We start from the raw sequence: 15124 nt of genomic DNA on the forward strand, positions 1-15124 counted from the left end.
GGCCACGCTGGCCCTCAAATCAACCCCAGCCCCGCCAGCCGCTCGATGTCGCGCAGCTGCGCTTCGCGCAGCGTGGCGGTCTCGGCGGTGATGCCGGCTGCTTCGAGCTGGCCGGCGGCGTGGAAGGTGACGCTGCGGTAGCTCTCGGCATAGGCCTGGAAGGGCTGGCGGACGAGGACGTTGGTGAGTCCCGGCTGGCGACGGCGCGCGCGCAGGGCGTGCAGGTCGATTTCGGCGTGGGCGGCGAGGCTGTCACCGCCGCCGGGTGCGGCGGCGAGGATGCGTCCTTCGTAGTCGATGATCTTGGCCATGCCGGTGGTGGACTGGGCGGGTAGCGGGGTGTTGACCACGCCGGCGGCGTTGGCGGAGACCACGTAGGCGAGGTTCTCGGCGGCCCGCGCCCGCTTGGCGATGTCCTTGGCGGTGGGCCGTGGGCTGCCCATCTCGCTGGTGGAGTGCACGAGGATCTCGGCGCCGCGCATGGCGTGGCAGCGGGCGATCTCGGGATAGAGAATCTCCTCGGAGGCGACCGCGGCCAGGCGCCCGATGTCCGTGTCGACCACGGGAAACAGCGCCTGCGGGCCGTAGAGGTCGAGGTAGCGCTGCAGGACATCGTAGGGTGAGGGCGAATACAGCGAGACGATGCGCCGGTAGCGCAGGATGACGTCGCCGGCCGGGCCGATGATGAAGCAGGCCTGGAAATACAGATCGGGGAAGGCGGGATCGGCCTCGTAGGCATTGCCCGCCAGGTACAGGCCGCCATCCTGGGCAATCCTCCCCAGCGCCTCGTATTCCGCGCCGCCAGGCACCAGCGCCGCCCGCGCGCGCCAGATGGCGAACCGGCCCGGCGTCGGCGAGCCGGTGAGCGCGTATTCCGGCAGTACCACGAGCCGCACGGCCGAGCCGCTGGTGTGGGCGACGAGCTGCGTGCTGGCAGCGACGGTCCGGGCCAGGCGCGCGATGTGCTCCCGCAGCTGCCGCCGGGTGTCGTCGCCGCTGGCGAGATGCCCCACGGAGTGCGTGGTCACCTGCAGCGCCAGCGCGCTGTAGCGTATGGATTGCCGGTTCATCAGTGCGTGGTGGCCGGGCGGACGATGTTGGCCGCAGCGTCGTCGCGTATAGGACGTTCAAAGCCCATGCCGCCGGAGTGTAGCCGACCGGCGCGCAGCCGGCGACCTGCGGTAGCGGTGATCGAGTGACGCAGCAGCCGGTTGCCAGTGAGCTTCCGCGACCGGACGTTCCGGCATTTCGCCTGGCAGCCTGGTTTTGCCGGATGTCGGGAACCCAGACGCATCATTGCATGACCCGATGCGGGCAGATTCGCTCGGCCGCTCGGGTCGAGCCGGCCAGCAGCCGCTCCGCCAGCGCGTGCCGGTTGACCTTTCCGGCGCTGGCCCTCAGTGGCTGGGTTTCGCACCAGATGCGTACAGGCAGCTTGTGTTCCGACATGCGGCCGGCGAGTCATGCGCAAAGATCCGCTTCCCGCAATGTGTGTCCGGCCGCGATGGTGACGGCTGCGGCGATGGCCTGGCCATACACAGGGTCCGGGATCGGGAAGACCACGCAGTCCTCGATCGCCGGATGGCTGAGGATGAGCTGCTCGATCTCCTCCGGGTAAACCTTGAGGCGCCCGTTGTTGATGACCTCATCGATCCGTCCGCTGAGATAGAGATAGCCCTGTGCGTCGAGCCAGCCGCGGTCACCCACCGACACGAAGTCCGTCGGGCCGATGGCACGGCGGCCAGACCCGCTCGGCCGCCCCCTGACCCGGACCGAACCCGAGGGCACCAGCACCTGGACCTGGGGCACCCAGGCGGGGCTGCACGAGATCGGCCAGCTGCGCCAGGTCAGCGGCCCGGACGGCTACGCGGAGGTCTATGATTACGACTCGGCCGGCCGACTGGCACAGACCACGATCACGGCCGATGGCGGACCCTATGTGCTCAAGCGCGACTACAACGCTGCCGGGATGCCCGACTCGCTGACCTACCCGGCGAGCACGGGCACGCCGCTGCGGGTGCGCTACGGCTACGACCACGGCCTGCTGAACAAGGTCTCGGACTACGACAACCCGGCCACGGTGTTCTGGCAGCTGAACACCATGGATGCCCGCGGCCAGGCGCTCGATGAGACGCTCGGCAGCGCGAGCCCGGGGATCGGCGTGATCAGCAGCCACGATCCGCTGACCGGTCTGCTGGAGAGCCGCACGGCGAGCGTGGGCAGCGCGGTGCGCCAGGACCTCTCGTTCAGCTGGGATGCCGGCGGCAACCTGAAGACCCGCACCGACCACACCCAGGGCGGGCTGACCGAGACGTTCTTCTACGATGCGCTGAACCGCCTGTCCTATTCCCAGCGCGCCGGGATGCAGAACCTCGCGCTCGGCTACAACGCCAACGGCAGCATCGCGAGCCGGCTGGAGGGCGGGATGAGCTACAGCTACCAGTACAGCAACGCGGCCCACCCGCACGCGGTGAGCGAGGTGCTCCACGACTGCGGCTGCGACTGCCTGAGCGATACCTACGCCTACGACGCCAACGGCAACATGACTACCCGCGGAGGTGCTACCGACGGCAGGACCATCAGCTGGAGCAGCTACGACCTGCCCGTCCTGATTACCCAGGACGGTGTCTCCAGCCAGTTTGCCTCCAGCCAGTTTGCCTATGGGCCCAACCGCAGCCGCTGGAAGCAGGTGGCGGTGTACTCCGCCAGCACCACGGAGACCACGCTCTACCTCGGCGGGGTGATGGAGAAGGTGACCCGCGGCGCGGTGACCGAGTGGAAGCACTACATCCCGGCAGGGGCGGGCACGATGGCGCTGCAGGTGCGCAAGAGCGCCGGCAGCCCGGCCAGCGCCACCTACTACGTCACCGGGGATCATCTGGGCTCGGCCACCGCGGTGATGCAGGCCGACGGCACGCTGCTCAGCCAGCTGAGCTTCGCTGCCTTCGGGACCCGCCGCGGCAGCGCCTGGCAGGACCAGCTGCTGGCGGCGGAGTGGACCACCATCACGGCGACCACACGGCGCGGGTTCACCGGGCACGAGCACCACCCGCTCTATTTTCGTCAGGAAGGGCGCCCGGCCCGTGACATTGGAGTACTTCTGCAATCCGACCGTGTCGGCGGCTTAAGAAAGTCTTCTGCACGAGAGGCCTATCACGCCTCCGTGCAGCGCATAGATCAGACCCTTCTTAGGTTCAGCGACTAGGACATGTGTTTTCCAAAGTTGCTCGCGTACCCAATAAGGGCCAATGGCCCTGCCGGAGCATTGCTTCTTTTTGCCTTATGGTCGCTCCCGGTTACTGCCACTGGGGAAAGTATGCACAGTAGCATCTTGCCGCGCGGGACCCTCATTTATACGACAAACAATGAGGGGGTCATCGAATTCGATCTGGAATCACGAACAAGTGTCCGATTGATCGAGTGGTCCGCGTCGGCGTATGCGCCGTACGGGTCGCTGGCAGTGGTTGACGAGAGGAGACTGTTGGTGGATACCAGCAGAATGGGCCCACCATCGAGAATTGTGGTGATTGATCGGGACACTTCAGCCGCGTATGACCGTCATGCGGGCTACCACCCGACGTTTCTGGCTGGTTCCGACAGCTATGTTTTTTTTCGTACCTCCACCGAAACAGGCCCTCGCCTGTTCCTGGCGGATCTGATTGATGACCACGATGTTCAGGAGGTAGTGCCCGCATTGGGTCGTCTTCCCTCGTATAACAATGTGGTTCAGGTCGGCCTTCATCAGATCGTGCTCCAGGCAGGCAGTGGGGTGGGGCAAGCAATAGCTCCCTGGCTGGTCAATCTAGCGACAAATCAAGCCGCCCGGCTGCCGTTTGCACGACGATGCACCCCATACGCATGGCGGACAATAACGCACCAACTTCTGTGTGGCATAGATGGAACGGACGAGCACTATTTTGTCGGCCTCGATGGCAGAGATTATCAGGAGCTGAAACTGCCGCCGCATGCATCACCCCTTGTCTACATTGAGGAGTACAACGCTTTGCTTGTGCAACTGACACGCGGCGCGTGGTGGCGTGGCTTCCCGGTGGAGACTTGGCACGTCGCAGCGGTGTCTCTGACGGATGGGAGGCAAGAGATTCTGATTCGGGATGAGCCACTGACTCGAGGACAGATTGTCTGGATTCCTCAAGGTCGCATCTCGAACGGGAAAGCAGGCAATACCAGTGCCCACTGATGTATTGCATGCGTAAGTGACGCCGCCCCCGCCCCGGACACAGCTGATACTGGACTCTCCCTTGATCATCAGTGCGTGGTGGCCGGACGGACGATGTGGCCGGCCGTGGCCAGCGCCCCCTGGTCGCCCTGCAGGTAGCGGTCCTCGATGCCGAGCAGGATGGGCTCGGCGGCCCGCCGGTAGATGTTCACCTTGGCGTTGAACACGCGGTGCGTGAGGCCGTGCTTGTCGCTGATGGCGAGGCGGCGGATGGTGAAGGTGCCGTCGGCCCGGGCGCGGCCGGTGAGGTAGCACTTGATGGACTCGATCGCCTCGCCGGCCAGCTCCAGGCCGTTGAGGCGCGAGAGGTTGCCCTGGGCGCGGTCCATGAACTGCACCGCATCGAGGTCGAAGGTGCGGCCGGCCGCGGCGTCGTCGTCCGGCAGGCTGGCATGGAAGTCGCCGACCAGGATCTGCCCCGGCAGCGCGCGCTCGATCATGCGCGCCAGCTCGATGGTGACGTCGCCGACGATCTGCGTGGTCAGCGTCGGGTTCAGGCCCTCGGCATGGTGGAACTCGTAGCAGCTGCCGGCATGGAAGCAGGCGCGCAGCAGCGGCACGGAGCGGCCGACGGCCTTGCGCCGGGCGATGGCGTTGTCGGCCAGCACCAGGTGCATGAGGTGGTACAGGTTGGTGTTCGCCTCGACGCCGAGGTCGCGGTTCCAGATGTAGAAGCCATCACCGGTGCCCGAGCGGGCGAAGTTGACGTTGACGCGGCTGCCGATCATCTTGCTGTGGGCGGAATTCAGCGAGTGCGCCAGGCTGTTGAGCTGGGTCATCTGCTCGAAGGGCCGCAACAGGCTGAAGCCGACGATGTCGAACAGCGCCACCGCACGGCTCGGCACGAAGCTCACCCCGTAGCGGCGCACCATGTGGTCGATGAGCTGCGTTTCCCCGTCGCTGCCCGCCAGCGGCTGGCGCAGCGCGAGGTACACCGGCTCGGCATGCAGCAGCCGGGCGGCATTGCTGATCTGGCGCAGGTCGAAGCGGCGCGGCCCCGACAAGAGCCGCAGCACGAAATCCTGGCGCGCATCCTCCGCGGCAGCGGCGCCACCGCCTGCGCTGGCGTACTCGGCCACGGCGTAGTGGGGCACCACCAGTGCAAGCACGCCGCTCTCGTACGGGCACCAGGCCAGGATCAGGTTGCGACCGAGGTTCCAGTGCGCATGCAGTTGCCGGTCGAGGTCCAGCAGGGTGCTGCGCTGGCGCAAGCCCAGGCTGGCGCCGGCCAGCGTGCCGTCGGCTTCCCGCTCCGCGTCAGCCGACATGCCGTGGCCTCGCAAGATTTCATCCATCCAGTCACTCGTGGGCCCGGCAGGGGTACGGGCCAGGCTTGGCTCCCCGGCCATGGGGAACTAACATGAGGCGCGGTAGAACGTACTGCATCCATCGGCGACGGCGCAAGCCGCAGGCCGGCCGCCGGAGCGTCGCAAGGAACATGAGCAGCATCATCGACTCCGCGGTCGCCCGCGAACTGCGGGACATCGTCGGGCCAGGTGGCTGCCTCGAGGATCCTGCGGATCTCGATCCCTTCCTGGCCGAGTGGCGCCGCCTGTATCGTGGCGTGGCCGAGCTGGTGCTGCTGCCGGCCACCACCGAGGAAGCCGCCGCTGTCATCGGCCTCTGCGCCCGCCACGGCATCGGCGTGGTGCCCCAGGGGGGCAATACCGGCCTGGTGGGGGGCGCCGTCGCGCGCTCGACCGTCGGGGCCCCGGAGATCATCCTCTCGGCACGGCGCATGGCCGATATCCGTGACCTGGACCCGGACAACTACACCATCACCGCGGAAGCCGGTTGTGTGCTGGCGGCCCTGCAGTCGGCCGCCGCGGAGGCCGACCGTTTCTTCCCGCTGAGCCTCGCCTCCGAGGGCAGCTGCATGCTCGGCGGCAATCTCTCCACCAACGCCGGGGGCACCAACGTCCTGCGCTATGGCACGGCGCGGGAGCTGGTCCTCGGCCTCGAGGTGGTGCTGCCCGACGGGCGGGTCTTCGACGGCCTGCGCTCGCTGCGCAAGGACAATGCCGGCTACGACCTCAAGCAGCTGTTCATCGGCGCCGAGGGCACGCTGGGCTTCATCACCGCGGCCACCTGCATGCTCTACCCGCGTCCGCGCGGCGTGGCGACCGCGGTCGTGGCGCTCGCGGATGCCGCGGCAGCCATCGCCCTGCACAGCCGTGCGCGCCTGGCGCTCGGCGACGAGCTGATCGCTTTCGAGCTCATGAGCCGCCAGTCGATCGAGTTCGTGCTGGCCAGCCTCGCCTCGGCCCGCGAGCCGTTCGACAAGCCGGCGCCCTGGACCGTGCTGCTGGAAATTGCTACGGCCCGCGACCAGGCGGGGACCGAGGAGGATCTCGAGGATTTCCTCGGCGACTGCCTGGAGTCCGGCCTGGTGCTCGACGGCGTGGCGGCGCGCAGCGGCGCCCAGCGCGAGGAATTCTGGGCGCTGCGCCACCACATTTCCGATGCGCAGAGGGTCGGCGGGGCGAGCATCAAGAACGACGTCTCGGTACCGGTGTCGCGGGTGGCGGAGTTCCTCGGGCAGGCGACGCAGCGCGTGGCCGAGGTGCTGCCCGGCGTCCGCGTGGTGGCCTTTGGCCACGTCGGCGACGGCAACATCCATTTCAACCTCACGCAGCCGACCGGCATGGAAGCCGCGGCCTTCGTCGACCTCTGGGAGACGCTGACGGCCGAGGTCAACCACATCGCCGTCGGGCTCGGCGGCAGCTTCAGCGCGGAACATGGCATCGGCCTGCTCAAGGCGCGCGAGCTGCGCCGCTTCCGCAGCGGCGTGGAACTGGACCTGATGCGCGCCATCAAGCAGGTGCTCGACCCGGCCGGCATCATGAACCCCGGGAAGATCCTCGGCGACTGAGGGCGCGGCCGGCGCGCCGCGGATGCTAGACTAGGCGGATCCAGCCGCGGGCACCGTGCGTGGCCGCGCCAATCCAGCAGCACCAGGAACCGGACATGACGGACAAGGGCTCCAGGCCAGGCGGCGAACGCCGCTATTCCAGCGTGGTCGTCGACGGCATCGCCCAGGCACCCAGCCGGGCCATGCTGCGGGCGGTGGGCTTCACCGAAGCCGACTTCAGGAAGAGCCAGATCGGCATCGCCTCGACCTGGAGCATGGTCACGCCCTGCAACATGCACATCGACACGCTGGCGCGCGAGGCGGCGGCCGGTGCGGATGCGGCCGGGGGCAAGGCGGTGGTGTTCAACACCATCACCGTCTCCGACGGCATTTCCATGGGCACCCCCGGCATGCGCTACTCGCTGGTGTCCCGCGAGGTCATCGCGGATTCCATCGAGACCGTGGTCGGCGCCGAGGGCTTCGATGGCTTCGTCTCCATCGGCGGTTGCGACAAGAACATGCCCGGCTGCGTCATGGCCATGGCGCGCCTGGACCGGCCGTCGGTCTTCGTCTATGGCGGCACCATCAAGCCGGGCGCCGCGCGCCGCGACATCGTCTCGGTATTCGAAGCGGTGGGCGCGGTGGCCAGCGGGCGCATCAGCGAGGCGCAGCTGCTGGAGGTGGAGCAGACGGCCATTCCGGGCCCCGGCTCCTGCGGCGGCATGTACACCGCCAACACCATGGCCTCGGCCATCGAGGCGCTGGGCCTGTCGCTGCCCGACAGCTCGGCCCAGGAGGCCGTGTCCAGCCACAAGCACAGCGACTGCCGACGCGCCGGCGCGGCAGTGGTCGAGCTGGTCCGCCGCGGCATCCGTCCCTCGGACATCCTCTGCCGGGAGGCCTTCGAGAACGCCATCACCCTGGTCATCGCCGTCGGTGGATCCACCAACGCGGTGCTCCACCTGCTCGCCATCGCCCACGAGGCGGGCATCGAGCTCGGCCTCGCGGATTTCACCCGCATCGGCGCACGGGTGCCGGTGCTGGCCGACCTGCGGCCCAGCGGCTACTACAGCATGTCGGAGCTGGTGGCCATCGGCGGCATCCAGCCGCTGATGAAAATGCTGCTCGACGCGCGCCTGCTGCACGGCGACTGCCTGACCGTCACCGGCAAGACCCTCGCCGAGAACCTCGCCGGCGCCGGCAGCTATCCGGCCGGCCAGAAGATCATTCGTGGTTTCGACCAGCCCATCAAGAAGGACAGCCACCTGGTCGTGCTCCAGGGCAACCTCGCGCCGGACGGTGCGGTCGCCAAGATCACCGGCAAGGAGGGCCTGAGCTTCTCCGGCAAGGCGCGGGTGTTCGGTTCCGAGGAACTGGCGCTCGATGCCATCCTCGGTGGCGTCGTCGTCGCCGGCGATGTGGTCGTCATCCGCTACGAGGGGCCGAAGGGCGGCCCCGGCATGCGCGAAATGCTCAGCCCGACCTCGGCCATCATGGGGCGCGGCCTGGGCGACAGCGTCGCGCTGATCACCGACGGCCGGTTCTCCGGTGGCAGTCACGGCTTCGTGGTCGGCCACGTGACGCCCGAGGCCGCGGTGGGCGGCCCGATCGCCCTGGTCCGGGACGGGGATGTCATCACCATCGATGCCGCGGCCCGGGCCATCATCCTGGACGTCACGGAAGCCGAGTTGCAGCGCCGCCGGGCGCAATGGACGCCACCCGCGGCCACGGCGCGGCCCGGGGTGCTGACCAAGTACGCGCAGCTGGTGAGTTCGGCCTCGCGCGGTGCCGTCACCACGGGCCAGCCGGACCCTTGACCGGCTGGCCTGCATCCGGTCTACTTGCGCCCCATGTCAGCCACCCCCCGCCAGTCCAGGCTCAAGCGCAAGGCCTCCCGGGCCCCGGCGCCGTGTTGCGGGGGTGAAGGCGCTTAATCGCAAGGCCCGGAACCAGGCGTTCATCCAGGAAGCCCGCAACGGTACGACCGGCGCGGGCTTTTTGCATGTGGGCGCAGCCAATGCCGGTGCAGCCGCATCAACGCAGGAAAACCACCCATGACCACACTGGATGCCGATACCTTTCCCGCCCGGCCCCGCGCAGCCTCGCTGCGCGAGGCGCCGTGGATCGTGCTCAAGTTCGGCGGCACCAGCGTGTCGACTGCCGGCAACTGGGCCGGCATCCATGACCTGCTGCTGGAGCGGGTGGCGGCGGGCTACCGGCCGCTGGTGGTGCATTCGGCGCTGGCCGGCGTCTCCAACCGCATCCAGGACGCCCTGGGCCGTGTCGCCCGCGAGGACGTGCGCGAGCAGCTGGCGGCGATCGAGGCCGCTCACCTGGCGCTGGCCGCGGAGATGCGCGTGGATGGCAGGGCCCTGGTCGGTGGCCTGCTGCTCGAGCTCGAGCAGCTGTTCGCCGGCATGCGCCTCACCGGGGAAGTGACGCCACGCCTGCATGCCCGCGCCATGGCCATGGGGGAACTGATGTCGACGACGCTGGGCGCGGCCTACCTGCAGGCGCGCGGCCTGGCGACCACCTGGCTCGATGCCCGGCAGGTCCTGCAGTCGGTCGATGTGCCGGGCACCAGCGAACGTACCCGCTACGTCAATGCCAGCTGCGGCTTCGATGCCGATGCGACGCTGCAGGAACGCTGCCGCGAAGCCGACGGGGTGGTGCTGACGCAGGGCTTCATCGCCAGCAATGCGCGTGGCGAGACCGTGATCCTCGGGCGGGGTGGCTCGGATACCTCCGGCGCCTACTTTGCCGCCAAGCTGGGCGCGGCCGGGCTGGAGATCTGGACCGACGTGCCGGGCATGTTCAGCGCCAACCCGCGCACCGTGCAGGGTGCGCGGCTGCTGCGCGCCCTGAGCTATGCCGAGGCCCAGGAAATCGCCTCCACGGGTGGCTCGGTGCTGCACCCCCGCTGCCTGGCGCCGGTGCGCCACCAGGGCATCCCGCTGCGGGTCAAGGACACCACCCAGCCGGGCCTGCCCGGCACGCTGGTGAGCCGCGATGCCGGCAGCGATGCGCCGCGCGTCAAGGCCATCTCGGGGCGCACCCGGGTGACGCTGGTGTCCATGGAGACGCTCGGCATGTGGCAGGCGGTGGGCTTCCTCGCCAGCGCCTTCCGCTGCTTCGCCGATCTCGGCCTGTCCATCGACCTGGTGTCGACCTCCGAGAGCAACGTGACGGTGACCCTGGATCCCGGCGCCAATGCCATCGACGCCGCCACGCTCGCCGCGCTGCGCGCCGCGCTGGAGAAGCTCTGCCGGGTGAAGATCATCGAGAACGTGGAGGTCGTCAGCCTCGTTGGCCAGAAGATCCGCTCCGTGCTCCACCAGATCGGTCCGGCGTTCGATGTATTCCAGGAGTTGCCGATCCACCTCATGAGCCAGGCCGCCAGCGACCTCAACCTCAGCATCGTCGTGGAGGAGGGCCAGTCGCGCCGCGTCATCCAGGCCCTGCACGAGCTGCTGGTGCAGCCCGCGCGCCAGGACGCCGTGTTCGGGCCGACCTGGGAGGAGCTGCGGGAAGCTGCCCCGGCGCCGGCATCGCTGCCCGAACCCTGGTGGGCGCGGCGGCGCGCCGAGCTGATCGGCCTCGCCGCCCGGCATTCCTCGGCCTACGTCTACGACCTCGAATCGGTGCGCGCGGCCATTGCCCGGCTCAAGGCGGTTCCCGCGCTGGGCCGCGTGCTGTTCGCCATGAAGGCCAACAGCAATCCCGCGGTACTGCGCGAGGTGCATGCGGCCGGCCTCGGCTTCGAGTGCGTGTCACCCGGCGAGATCCGCCGCGTGCTGGAGCTGTTCCCGGACATCGACCGCGGCCGCATCCTCTTCACGCCCAACTTCGCGCCGCGCGAGGAATACCAGTTCGGCCTCGAGCAGCAGGTTTGGCTGACGCTCGACAACCTGTATCCGCTGCGCGAGTGGGGCGGCCTGTTCGCCGGACGCGAGGTGTTCCTGCGCATCGACACCGGCCATGGCCACGGCCACCACGAGCACGTGCGCACCGCCGGCGTGCATTCCAAGTTCGGCATCCCGCTGTTCGAGCTGGCGGAAGCACGCGCCCTGGCCGAGCGCGCCGGCGCGCGCGTCGTCGGCCTGCATGCCCATACCGGCAGCGGCATCCTCAGCCACGGCAACTGGCAGCAGGTCGCGCGCCTGCTGGCCGCGGCGGCACAGGATTTCCCGCAGCTGCGGTTCCTCGACCTCGGCGGCGGGCTGGGCGTGCCCGAGAAGCGCGATGGCCGGCGGCTGGACCTGGCGGCGCTCGGCGCCAGCCTCGAGGAGATCCGCGCCGCCTGGCCGGCCTACGAGCTGTGGCTCGAACCGGGCCGTTACCTCATCGCCGAGGCCGGCGTGCTGGTCACCACGGTGACCCAGACCAAGGGCAAGGGCGAGGTGCAGTACGTCGGCGTGAGCACCGGGATGAATTCGCTGATCCGGCCGGCCCTGTACGGCGCCTACCACGAGATCGCCAACCTCTCGCGCTGGGGCGAGCCCTCGGCCGAGGTGGTGAACGTGGTCGGCCCGAACTGCGAGACCGGCGACCGGCTCGGCACGGACCGCCTGCTGCCCCTGTGCCGTGAAGGCGACGTGCTGGCGATCGCCAACGCCGGCGCCTACGGCCATGTGATGAGCTCGCGCTACAACCTGCGCGAGCCAGCGGTGGAAATCGCCATCTGACCGCCGGCGGCAGCCCCGCCGCACAGGCTGCCCTCGCGTTCCAGCAGCCTGCGCTTGCGGGTGACGCCCCAGCGATAGCCCGCCATCGAGCCGTCTGCCGCGATCACCCGGTGGCAGGGGATCAGCAGTGCCACGCGGTTGGCGCCGCAGGCGGCGGCGACTGCCCGCGCCGCGCTGGGCCGGCCCAGCGCCTGCGCCAGCTCGCCATAGCTGCGGGTATGGCCGAGCGGAATCCTCCGCAGCGCCTGCCACACGCGCGCCTGGAAGGCGGTGCCGCGCACGTCCAGCGGCAGCTCCAGCGCCGCCTCCGGCAGCAGGATGTGCTGGCGCACCTGCTCGAACCAGGCGCGCAGGCGCGAGCCGTCGGCCACCCAGGTGGCACGCGGGAATGCGGTGGCGAGTTCATCGAGCAGCGCCTGCGGCGCCGGCCCGAAGCTCAGCCAGCAGATGCCCGCGGGTGTCGCCGCCATCAGCATCCAGCCGAGTTCGGAGAGCCCGAGCCACCAGCCCATGCGCAGCTCGCGGCGCAGGCCGCCCGGGGCCACGCCGAGCGCCTGGCGTGCCGCCGCGTAGCCCCGTGAGCCGGACTCGAAGCCCGCCGCCAGGGTGGCCGCCAGCGCGCCCGGCTCCTGCGTGGCGCGGCGCACCAGCCGGGTCAGCCGCAGGGCCTGCAGGTAGGCTTTGGGCGTCGTGCCCAGCCGGGCGCGGAACTGGCGGCGCAGTTCGGCCGGGCTGGCGCCGGGGCCGGCGAGCAGTTCGCCGATGGGCATGCCGGGTTCGGCATCCTCGATGCGGCGGCAGGCTGCCACCACCAGTCCGGCCCAGTCGGGCGCCGGACGCCGGGCTTCGGCTGCCGGGCGGGGTGGGCGGGACGCAGGCGGGCGCTTCTTCATGCGCGCAAGGGTAATGCCGCGCCGGCGTCGGGTCTTCCCGTTTTCGGCGCCGGCCGGCGGCGAGGTGGCCGGCGCCCGGCTAGCGCTGGCGCTGGCTGAGCTCGCGGGCCACGTCGGCCAGCGTCAGGTCGTGACTGCGCAGCAGCACCAGCAGGTGGTAGACCAGGTCGGCGGCCTCGGAGAGGGTGCGTTGCCGGTTGCCCTGGACACTGGCCAGCGCCAGCTCGACGGCTTCCTCTCCCAGCTTCTGCGCGATGCGCGATGGTCCGGCGGCATACAGGCGCGCGGTATAACTCTGCTCCGCAGAGGCGGCCTTGCGCTGCTCGATCACCCGTTCCAGTTCCTGGAGGTAGCTGATTCCCGCGTCGCTCATGTCCTGACCTCGATCGCCTGCCCGCGCAGGTATTCCTTCAGTTCACCGATGTCGATCGCCGCCGTGTGGAACACGCTGGCAGCCAGGGCGCCATCGACCCGTGCGTCGCGGAACACGTCCGCGAAGTGCGCGGGGGCGCCGGCGCCTCCCGAGGCGATGAGCGGCACGCTGCAGATCGCGCGCACGCGGCGCAGCTGCGCAATATCATAGCCGTGCCGGACGCCGTCCTGGTTCATGCAGTTCAGGACGATCTCCCCGGCGCCGCGCTCCTGCACCTCGCGCACCCAGTCGAGGGTATCGCGTCCGGATTCGCCCGACCTGGCCGGGTCGCCGGTGTTCTGGTGCACGCGATAGGCGCCGTCCTGCTCCTTGCTGTCGATGCCGACCACCACGCATTGCGAGCCGAAACGCCGTGCCAGCTCGCCGATCAGCGCCGGATTGGCCAGCGCAGGGGTGTTGACCGAGATCTTGTCGGCACCGGCGTGCAGCACGGCCTCGGCCTCGGCGACGCTGCGGATGCCGCCCGCGACGCAGAAGGGGATGTCGAGCACCCCGGCCACGCGATGCACCCAGCCGCGGTCCACGCCGCGCCCCTCGGGGCTGGCGGTGATGTCGTAGAACACCAGTTCGTCGGCGCCCTGGTCGCGGTAGCGGCGCGCGAGTTCGAGGATGTCGCCCATGACGCGGTGGTCGCGGAAGCGGGTGCCCTTGACCACCTGGCCATCGCGGACGTCGAGGCAGGGAATTATCCGGCGCGCGAGAATCGTCCCATCTCCTCGAGGCTGATGCGCCCTTCCAGCAGGGCCTTGCCGGTGACCACGGCCGCCACGCCCGTGGCGGCGAGCGCCGGCAGGTCGGCTGCCGATGACAGGCCGCCGGAGGCAATGATGCGGGCTTGCGGATAACGGCGCAGGCATTCGGCGTAGAGCGCGGTGTTGGGGCCGGCGAGCGTGCCGTCGCGGCCGACATCGGTGCAGAGGAAATGGCGGGCGCCGGCGGCGAGGAACACCTCGAACAGCTCCCACAGCCGGCGCCCGCTGGATTCGCGCCAGCCGTGGGTCACGGCAACCGGCCCGGCCGCGTCGTCCTGCAGCCGCACGTCGAAGGCGAGGACCACGCGCTCGCTGCCCAGGGCGTTCAGCCAGCCGATGGCGGTCGGCGGCTCGTTGATGGCGATCGAGCCGAGTACCACGCGGTCGGCGCCTGCCGCGAGCAGCATCTGTGCCGTGGCGAGCTCGCGGATGCCGCCGCCGACCTGCACCTTCATCCCCGAGCCGGCTGCGAGGCTGCGGAGGAGGTCGAGGTTGCCGGGCTGGCCGGTACGGGCACCATCGAGATCGACGAGGTGGAGGCGGCGCGCACCGGCGGCCTGGTAGCTGGCGGCGATTTCCAGCGGCCCGCTCTCGTACCCGGTGACGCGCCCGAAGTCACCCTGGTAGAGGCGCACGCAGCGCCCGCCCAGCAGATCGATCGCGGGAATGATTTCCATGGTGTGTGTCAGCAGCGGTCCAGGAAGTTGGCGAGGATGGCCGCCCCAGCGGGACCCGAGCGCTCGGGGTGGAACTGGGTGGCGTGGAAGTTGCGCATCCGGGCCACGGCGGTGAACTCGCGGCCATAGGTGGCGGTGGCCACGGTGGCGGCGCCCACCGGCAGGGCATAGCTGTGCACGAAATAGGCATGGCTGCCTGGCGCGATGCCGGCGAGCAGTTCGCTGTCTGCCGTGGGCTGGATGCGGTTCCAGCCCATGTGGGGTACGGGGCGATCCGCCGCCGGCTCGAAGCGCTGCGCGCGGCCCGGGATCACGCCCAGGCAGCGGACGTCGTCTTCCTCGGACGATTCGTACAGCAGCTGCAGGCCGAGGCAGATGCCGAGCACGGGCTGCGTGAGCTGCGGGATCAGGCGGTCGAGGCCGGCGCCGGCAAGCCGGGCCATCGCGGCACCCGCTGCACCGACGCCCGGGAGGATCACGTGTCCGGCGCGGCGGATGCAGTCGTGGTCGGTGGTCAGCAGCGCGGTGCGTCCGAGCCGCTCCAGCGCAAAGGTCAGCGAGGCGATGTTGGCGCCACCGCCGTCGATGATCGCCAC

At 69.6% G+C, this 15124-nt stretch carries 13 protein-coding genes; 5 read left to right on the forward strand and 8 right to left on the reverse strand.

Going from position 1 to position 15124, the window contains the following annotated elements; all coding sequences use genetic code 11:
* Positions 1-14 precede the first annotated feature (14 nt).
* Positions 15-1070 carry a nitrilase gene (locus HRU81_04990; protein QOJ31504.1) on the reverse strand — a complete coding sequence of 352 codons (1056 nt, stop codon included), beginning with the start codon at positions 1068-1070 and terminating at the stop codon, positions 15-17.
* Between the two features lie 391 nt (positions 1071-1461).
* The gene (locus tag HRU81_04995; GenBank protein ID QOJ31505.1) at positions 1462-1713 is read right to left on the reverse strand and encodes a hypothetical protein; all 252 of its coding nucleotides are present in this window, start codon (positions 1711-1713) and stop codon (positions 1462-1464) included.
* A 16-nt stretch (positions 1714-1729) separates the two neighbouring features.
* Between HRU81_04995 and HRU81_05000 the strand changes: the two genes are divergently transcribed.
* Together HRU81_05000 and HRU81_05005 are read left to right on the forward strand one after the other, a co-directional pair.
* Positions 1730-3205 (forward strand): hypothetical protein, encoded by a 1476-nt coding sequence (locus HRU81_05000; protein ID QOJ31506.1) that lies wholly within the window; start codon positions 1730-1732, stop codon positions 3203-3205.
* 279 nt (positions 3206-3484) lie between these two features.
* Complete coding sequence (locus HRU81_05005; protein ID QOJ31507.1) at positions 3485-4198, forward strand: hypothetical protein; 714 nt, start codon at positions 3485-3487, stop codon at positions 4196-4198.
* 68 nt (positions 4199-4266) lie between these two features.
* Here the strand turns inward: HRU81_05005 and HRU81_05010 are convergent, their stop codons facing one another.
* A complete protein-coding gene (locus HRU81_05010; protein ID QOJ31508.1) occupies positions 4267-5505 on the reverse strand; it encodes a hypothetical protein in 1239 nt (412 codons plus the stop codon).
* Between the two features lie 170 nt (positions 5506-5675).
* Here HRU81_05010 and HRU81_05015 point away from each other — a divergent pair, with 170 nt between their 5' ends.
* The 3 genes from HRU81_05015 to HRU81_05025 all read left to right on the forward strand — a co-directional run bounded on the left by HRU81_05015 (position 5676) and on the right by HRU81_05025 (position 11773).
* Positions 5676-7109, forward strand: coding sequence for an FAD-binding oxidoreductase (locus HRU81_05015; GenBank protein ID QOJ31509.1), 1434 nt, complete (start codon positions 5676-5678; stop codon positions 7107-7109).
* A gap of 95 nt (positions 7110-7204) precedes the next feature.
* Entirely contained in the window at positions 7205-8905 is a 1701-nt protein-coding gene (gene ilvD / locus HRU81_05020) for a dihydroxy-acid dehydratase (protein QOJ31510.1), read from the forward strand.
* Between the two features lie 237 nt (positions 8906-9142).
* On the forward strand, positions 9143-11773 hold the full coding sequence (locus HRU81_05025) for a bifunctional aspartate kinase/diaminopimelate decarboxylase (GenBank protein QOJ31511.1): 2631 nt from the start codon (positions 9143-9145) through the stop codon (positions 11771-11773).
* Here HRU81_05025 and HRU81_05030 read toward each other — a convergent pair.
* The 5 genes from HRU81_05030 to hisH form a co-directional block, all read right to left on the reverse strand.
* Entirely contained in the window at positions 11734-12666 is a 933-nt protein-coding gene (locus HRU81_05030) for a methylated-DNA--[protein]-cysteine S-methyltransferase (protein ID QOJ31512.1), read from the reverse strand. The two genes, HRU81_05025 and HRU81_05030, sit on opposite strands and share 40 nt — an antisense overlap.
* Positions 12667-12745: 79 nt before the next feature.
* Entirely contained in the window at positions 12746-13039 is a 294-nt protein-coding gene (gene hisE, locus HRU81_05035) for a phosphoribosyl-ATP diphosphatase (protein QOJ31513.1), read from the reverse strand.
* Positions 13036-13803, reverse strand: coding sequence for an imidazole glycerol phosphate synthase subunit HisF (hisF, locus tag HRU81_05040; GenBank protein QOJ33290.1), 768 nt, complete (start codon positions 13801-13803; stop codon positions 13036-13038). Before hisF ends, hisE begins: the two co-directional genes overlap by 4 nt.
* Positions 13785-14528, reverse strand: coding sequence for a 1-(5-phosphoribosyl)-5-[(5-phosphoribosylamino)methylideneamino] imidazole-4-carboxamide isomerase (locus tag HRU81_05045; GenBank protein QOJ31514.1), 744 nt, complete (start codon positions 14526-14528; stop codon positions 13785-13787). Before HRU81_05045 ends, hisF begins: the two co-directional genes overlap by 19 nt.
* An 8-nt stretch (positions 14529-14536) precedes the next feature.
* Positions 14537-15124, reverse strand: a complete 588-nt coding sequence (gene hisH / locus HRU81_05050; GenBank protein ID QOJ33291.1) for an imidazole glycerol phosphate synthase subunit HisH — start codon at positions 15122-15124, stop codon at positions 14537-14539.

Source organism: Gammaproteobacteria bacterium, from assembly GCA_015709695.1.
In the GTDB taxonomy this organism is placed as follows: Bacteria; Pseudomonadota; Gammaproteobacteria; order Steroidobacterales.

What these genes read in the sequence shown, in the direction of transcription:
- ilvD (QOJ31510.1), top strand. Translation starts at nt 7,205, where the DNA reads ATGACGGACAAGGGCTCCAGGCCAGGCGGCGAACGCCGCTATTCCAGC.
- HRU81_05015 (QOJ31509.1), top strand. Translation starts at nt 5,676, where the DNA reads ATGAGCAGCATCATCGACTCCGCGGTCGCCCGCGAACTGCGGGACATC.
- HRU81_05010 (QOJ31508.1), bottom strand. Translation starts at nt 5,505, where the DNA reads ATGTCGGCTGACGCGGAGCGGGAAGCCGACGGCACGCTGGCCGGCGCC.
- HRU81_05045 (QOJ31514.1), bottom strand. Translation starts at nt 14,528, where the DNA reads ATGGAAATCATTCCCGCGATCGATCTGCTGGGCGGGCGCTGCGTGCGC.
- HRU81_05000 (QOJ31506.1), top strand. Translation starts at nt 1,730, where the DNA reads ATGGCACGGCGGCCAGACCCGCTCGGCCGCCCCCTGACCCGGACCGAA.
- HRU81_05030 (QOJ31512.1), bottom strand. Translation starts at nt 12,666, where the DNA reads ATGAAGAAGCGCCCGCCTGCGTCCCGCCCACCCCGCCCGGCAGCCGAA.
- HRU81_05025 (QOJ31511.1), top strand. Translation starts at nt 9,143, where the DNA reads ATGACCACACTGGATGCCGATACCTTTCCCGCCCGGCCCCGCGCAGCC.
- HRU81_04990 (QOJ31504.1), bottom strand. Translation starts at nt 1,070, where the DNA reads ATGAACCGGCAATCCATACGCTACAGCGCGCTGGCGCTGCAGGTGACC.
- hisE (QOJ31513.1), bottom strand. Translation starts at nt 13,039, where the DNA reads ATGAGCGACGCGGGAATCAGCTACCTCCAGGAACTGGAACGGGTGATC.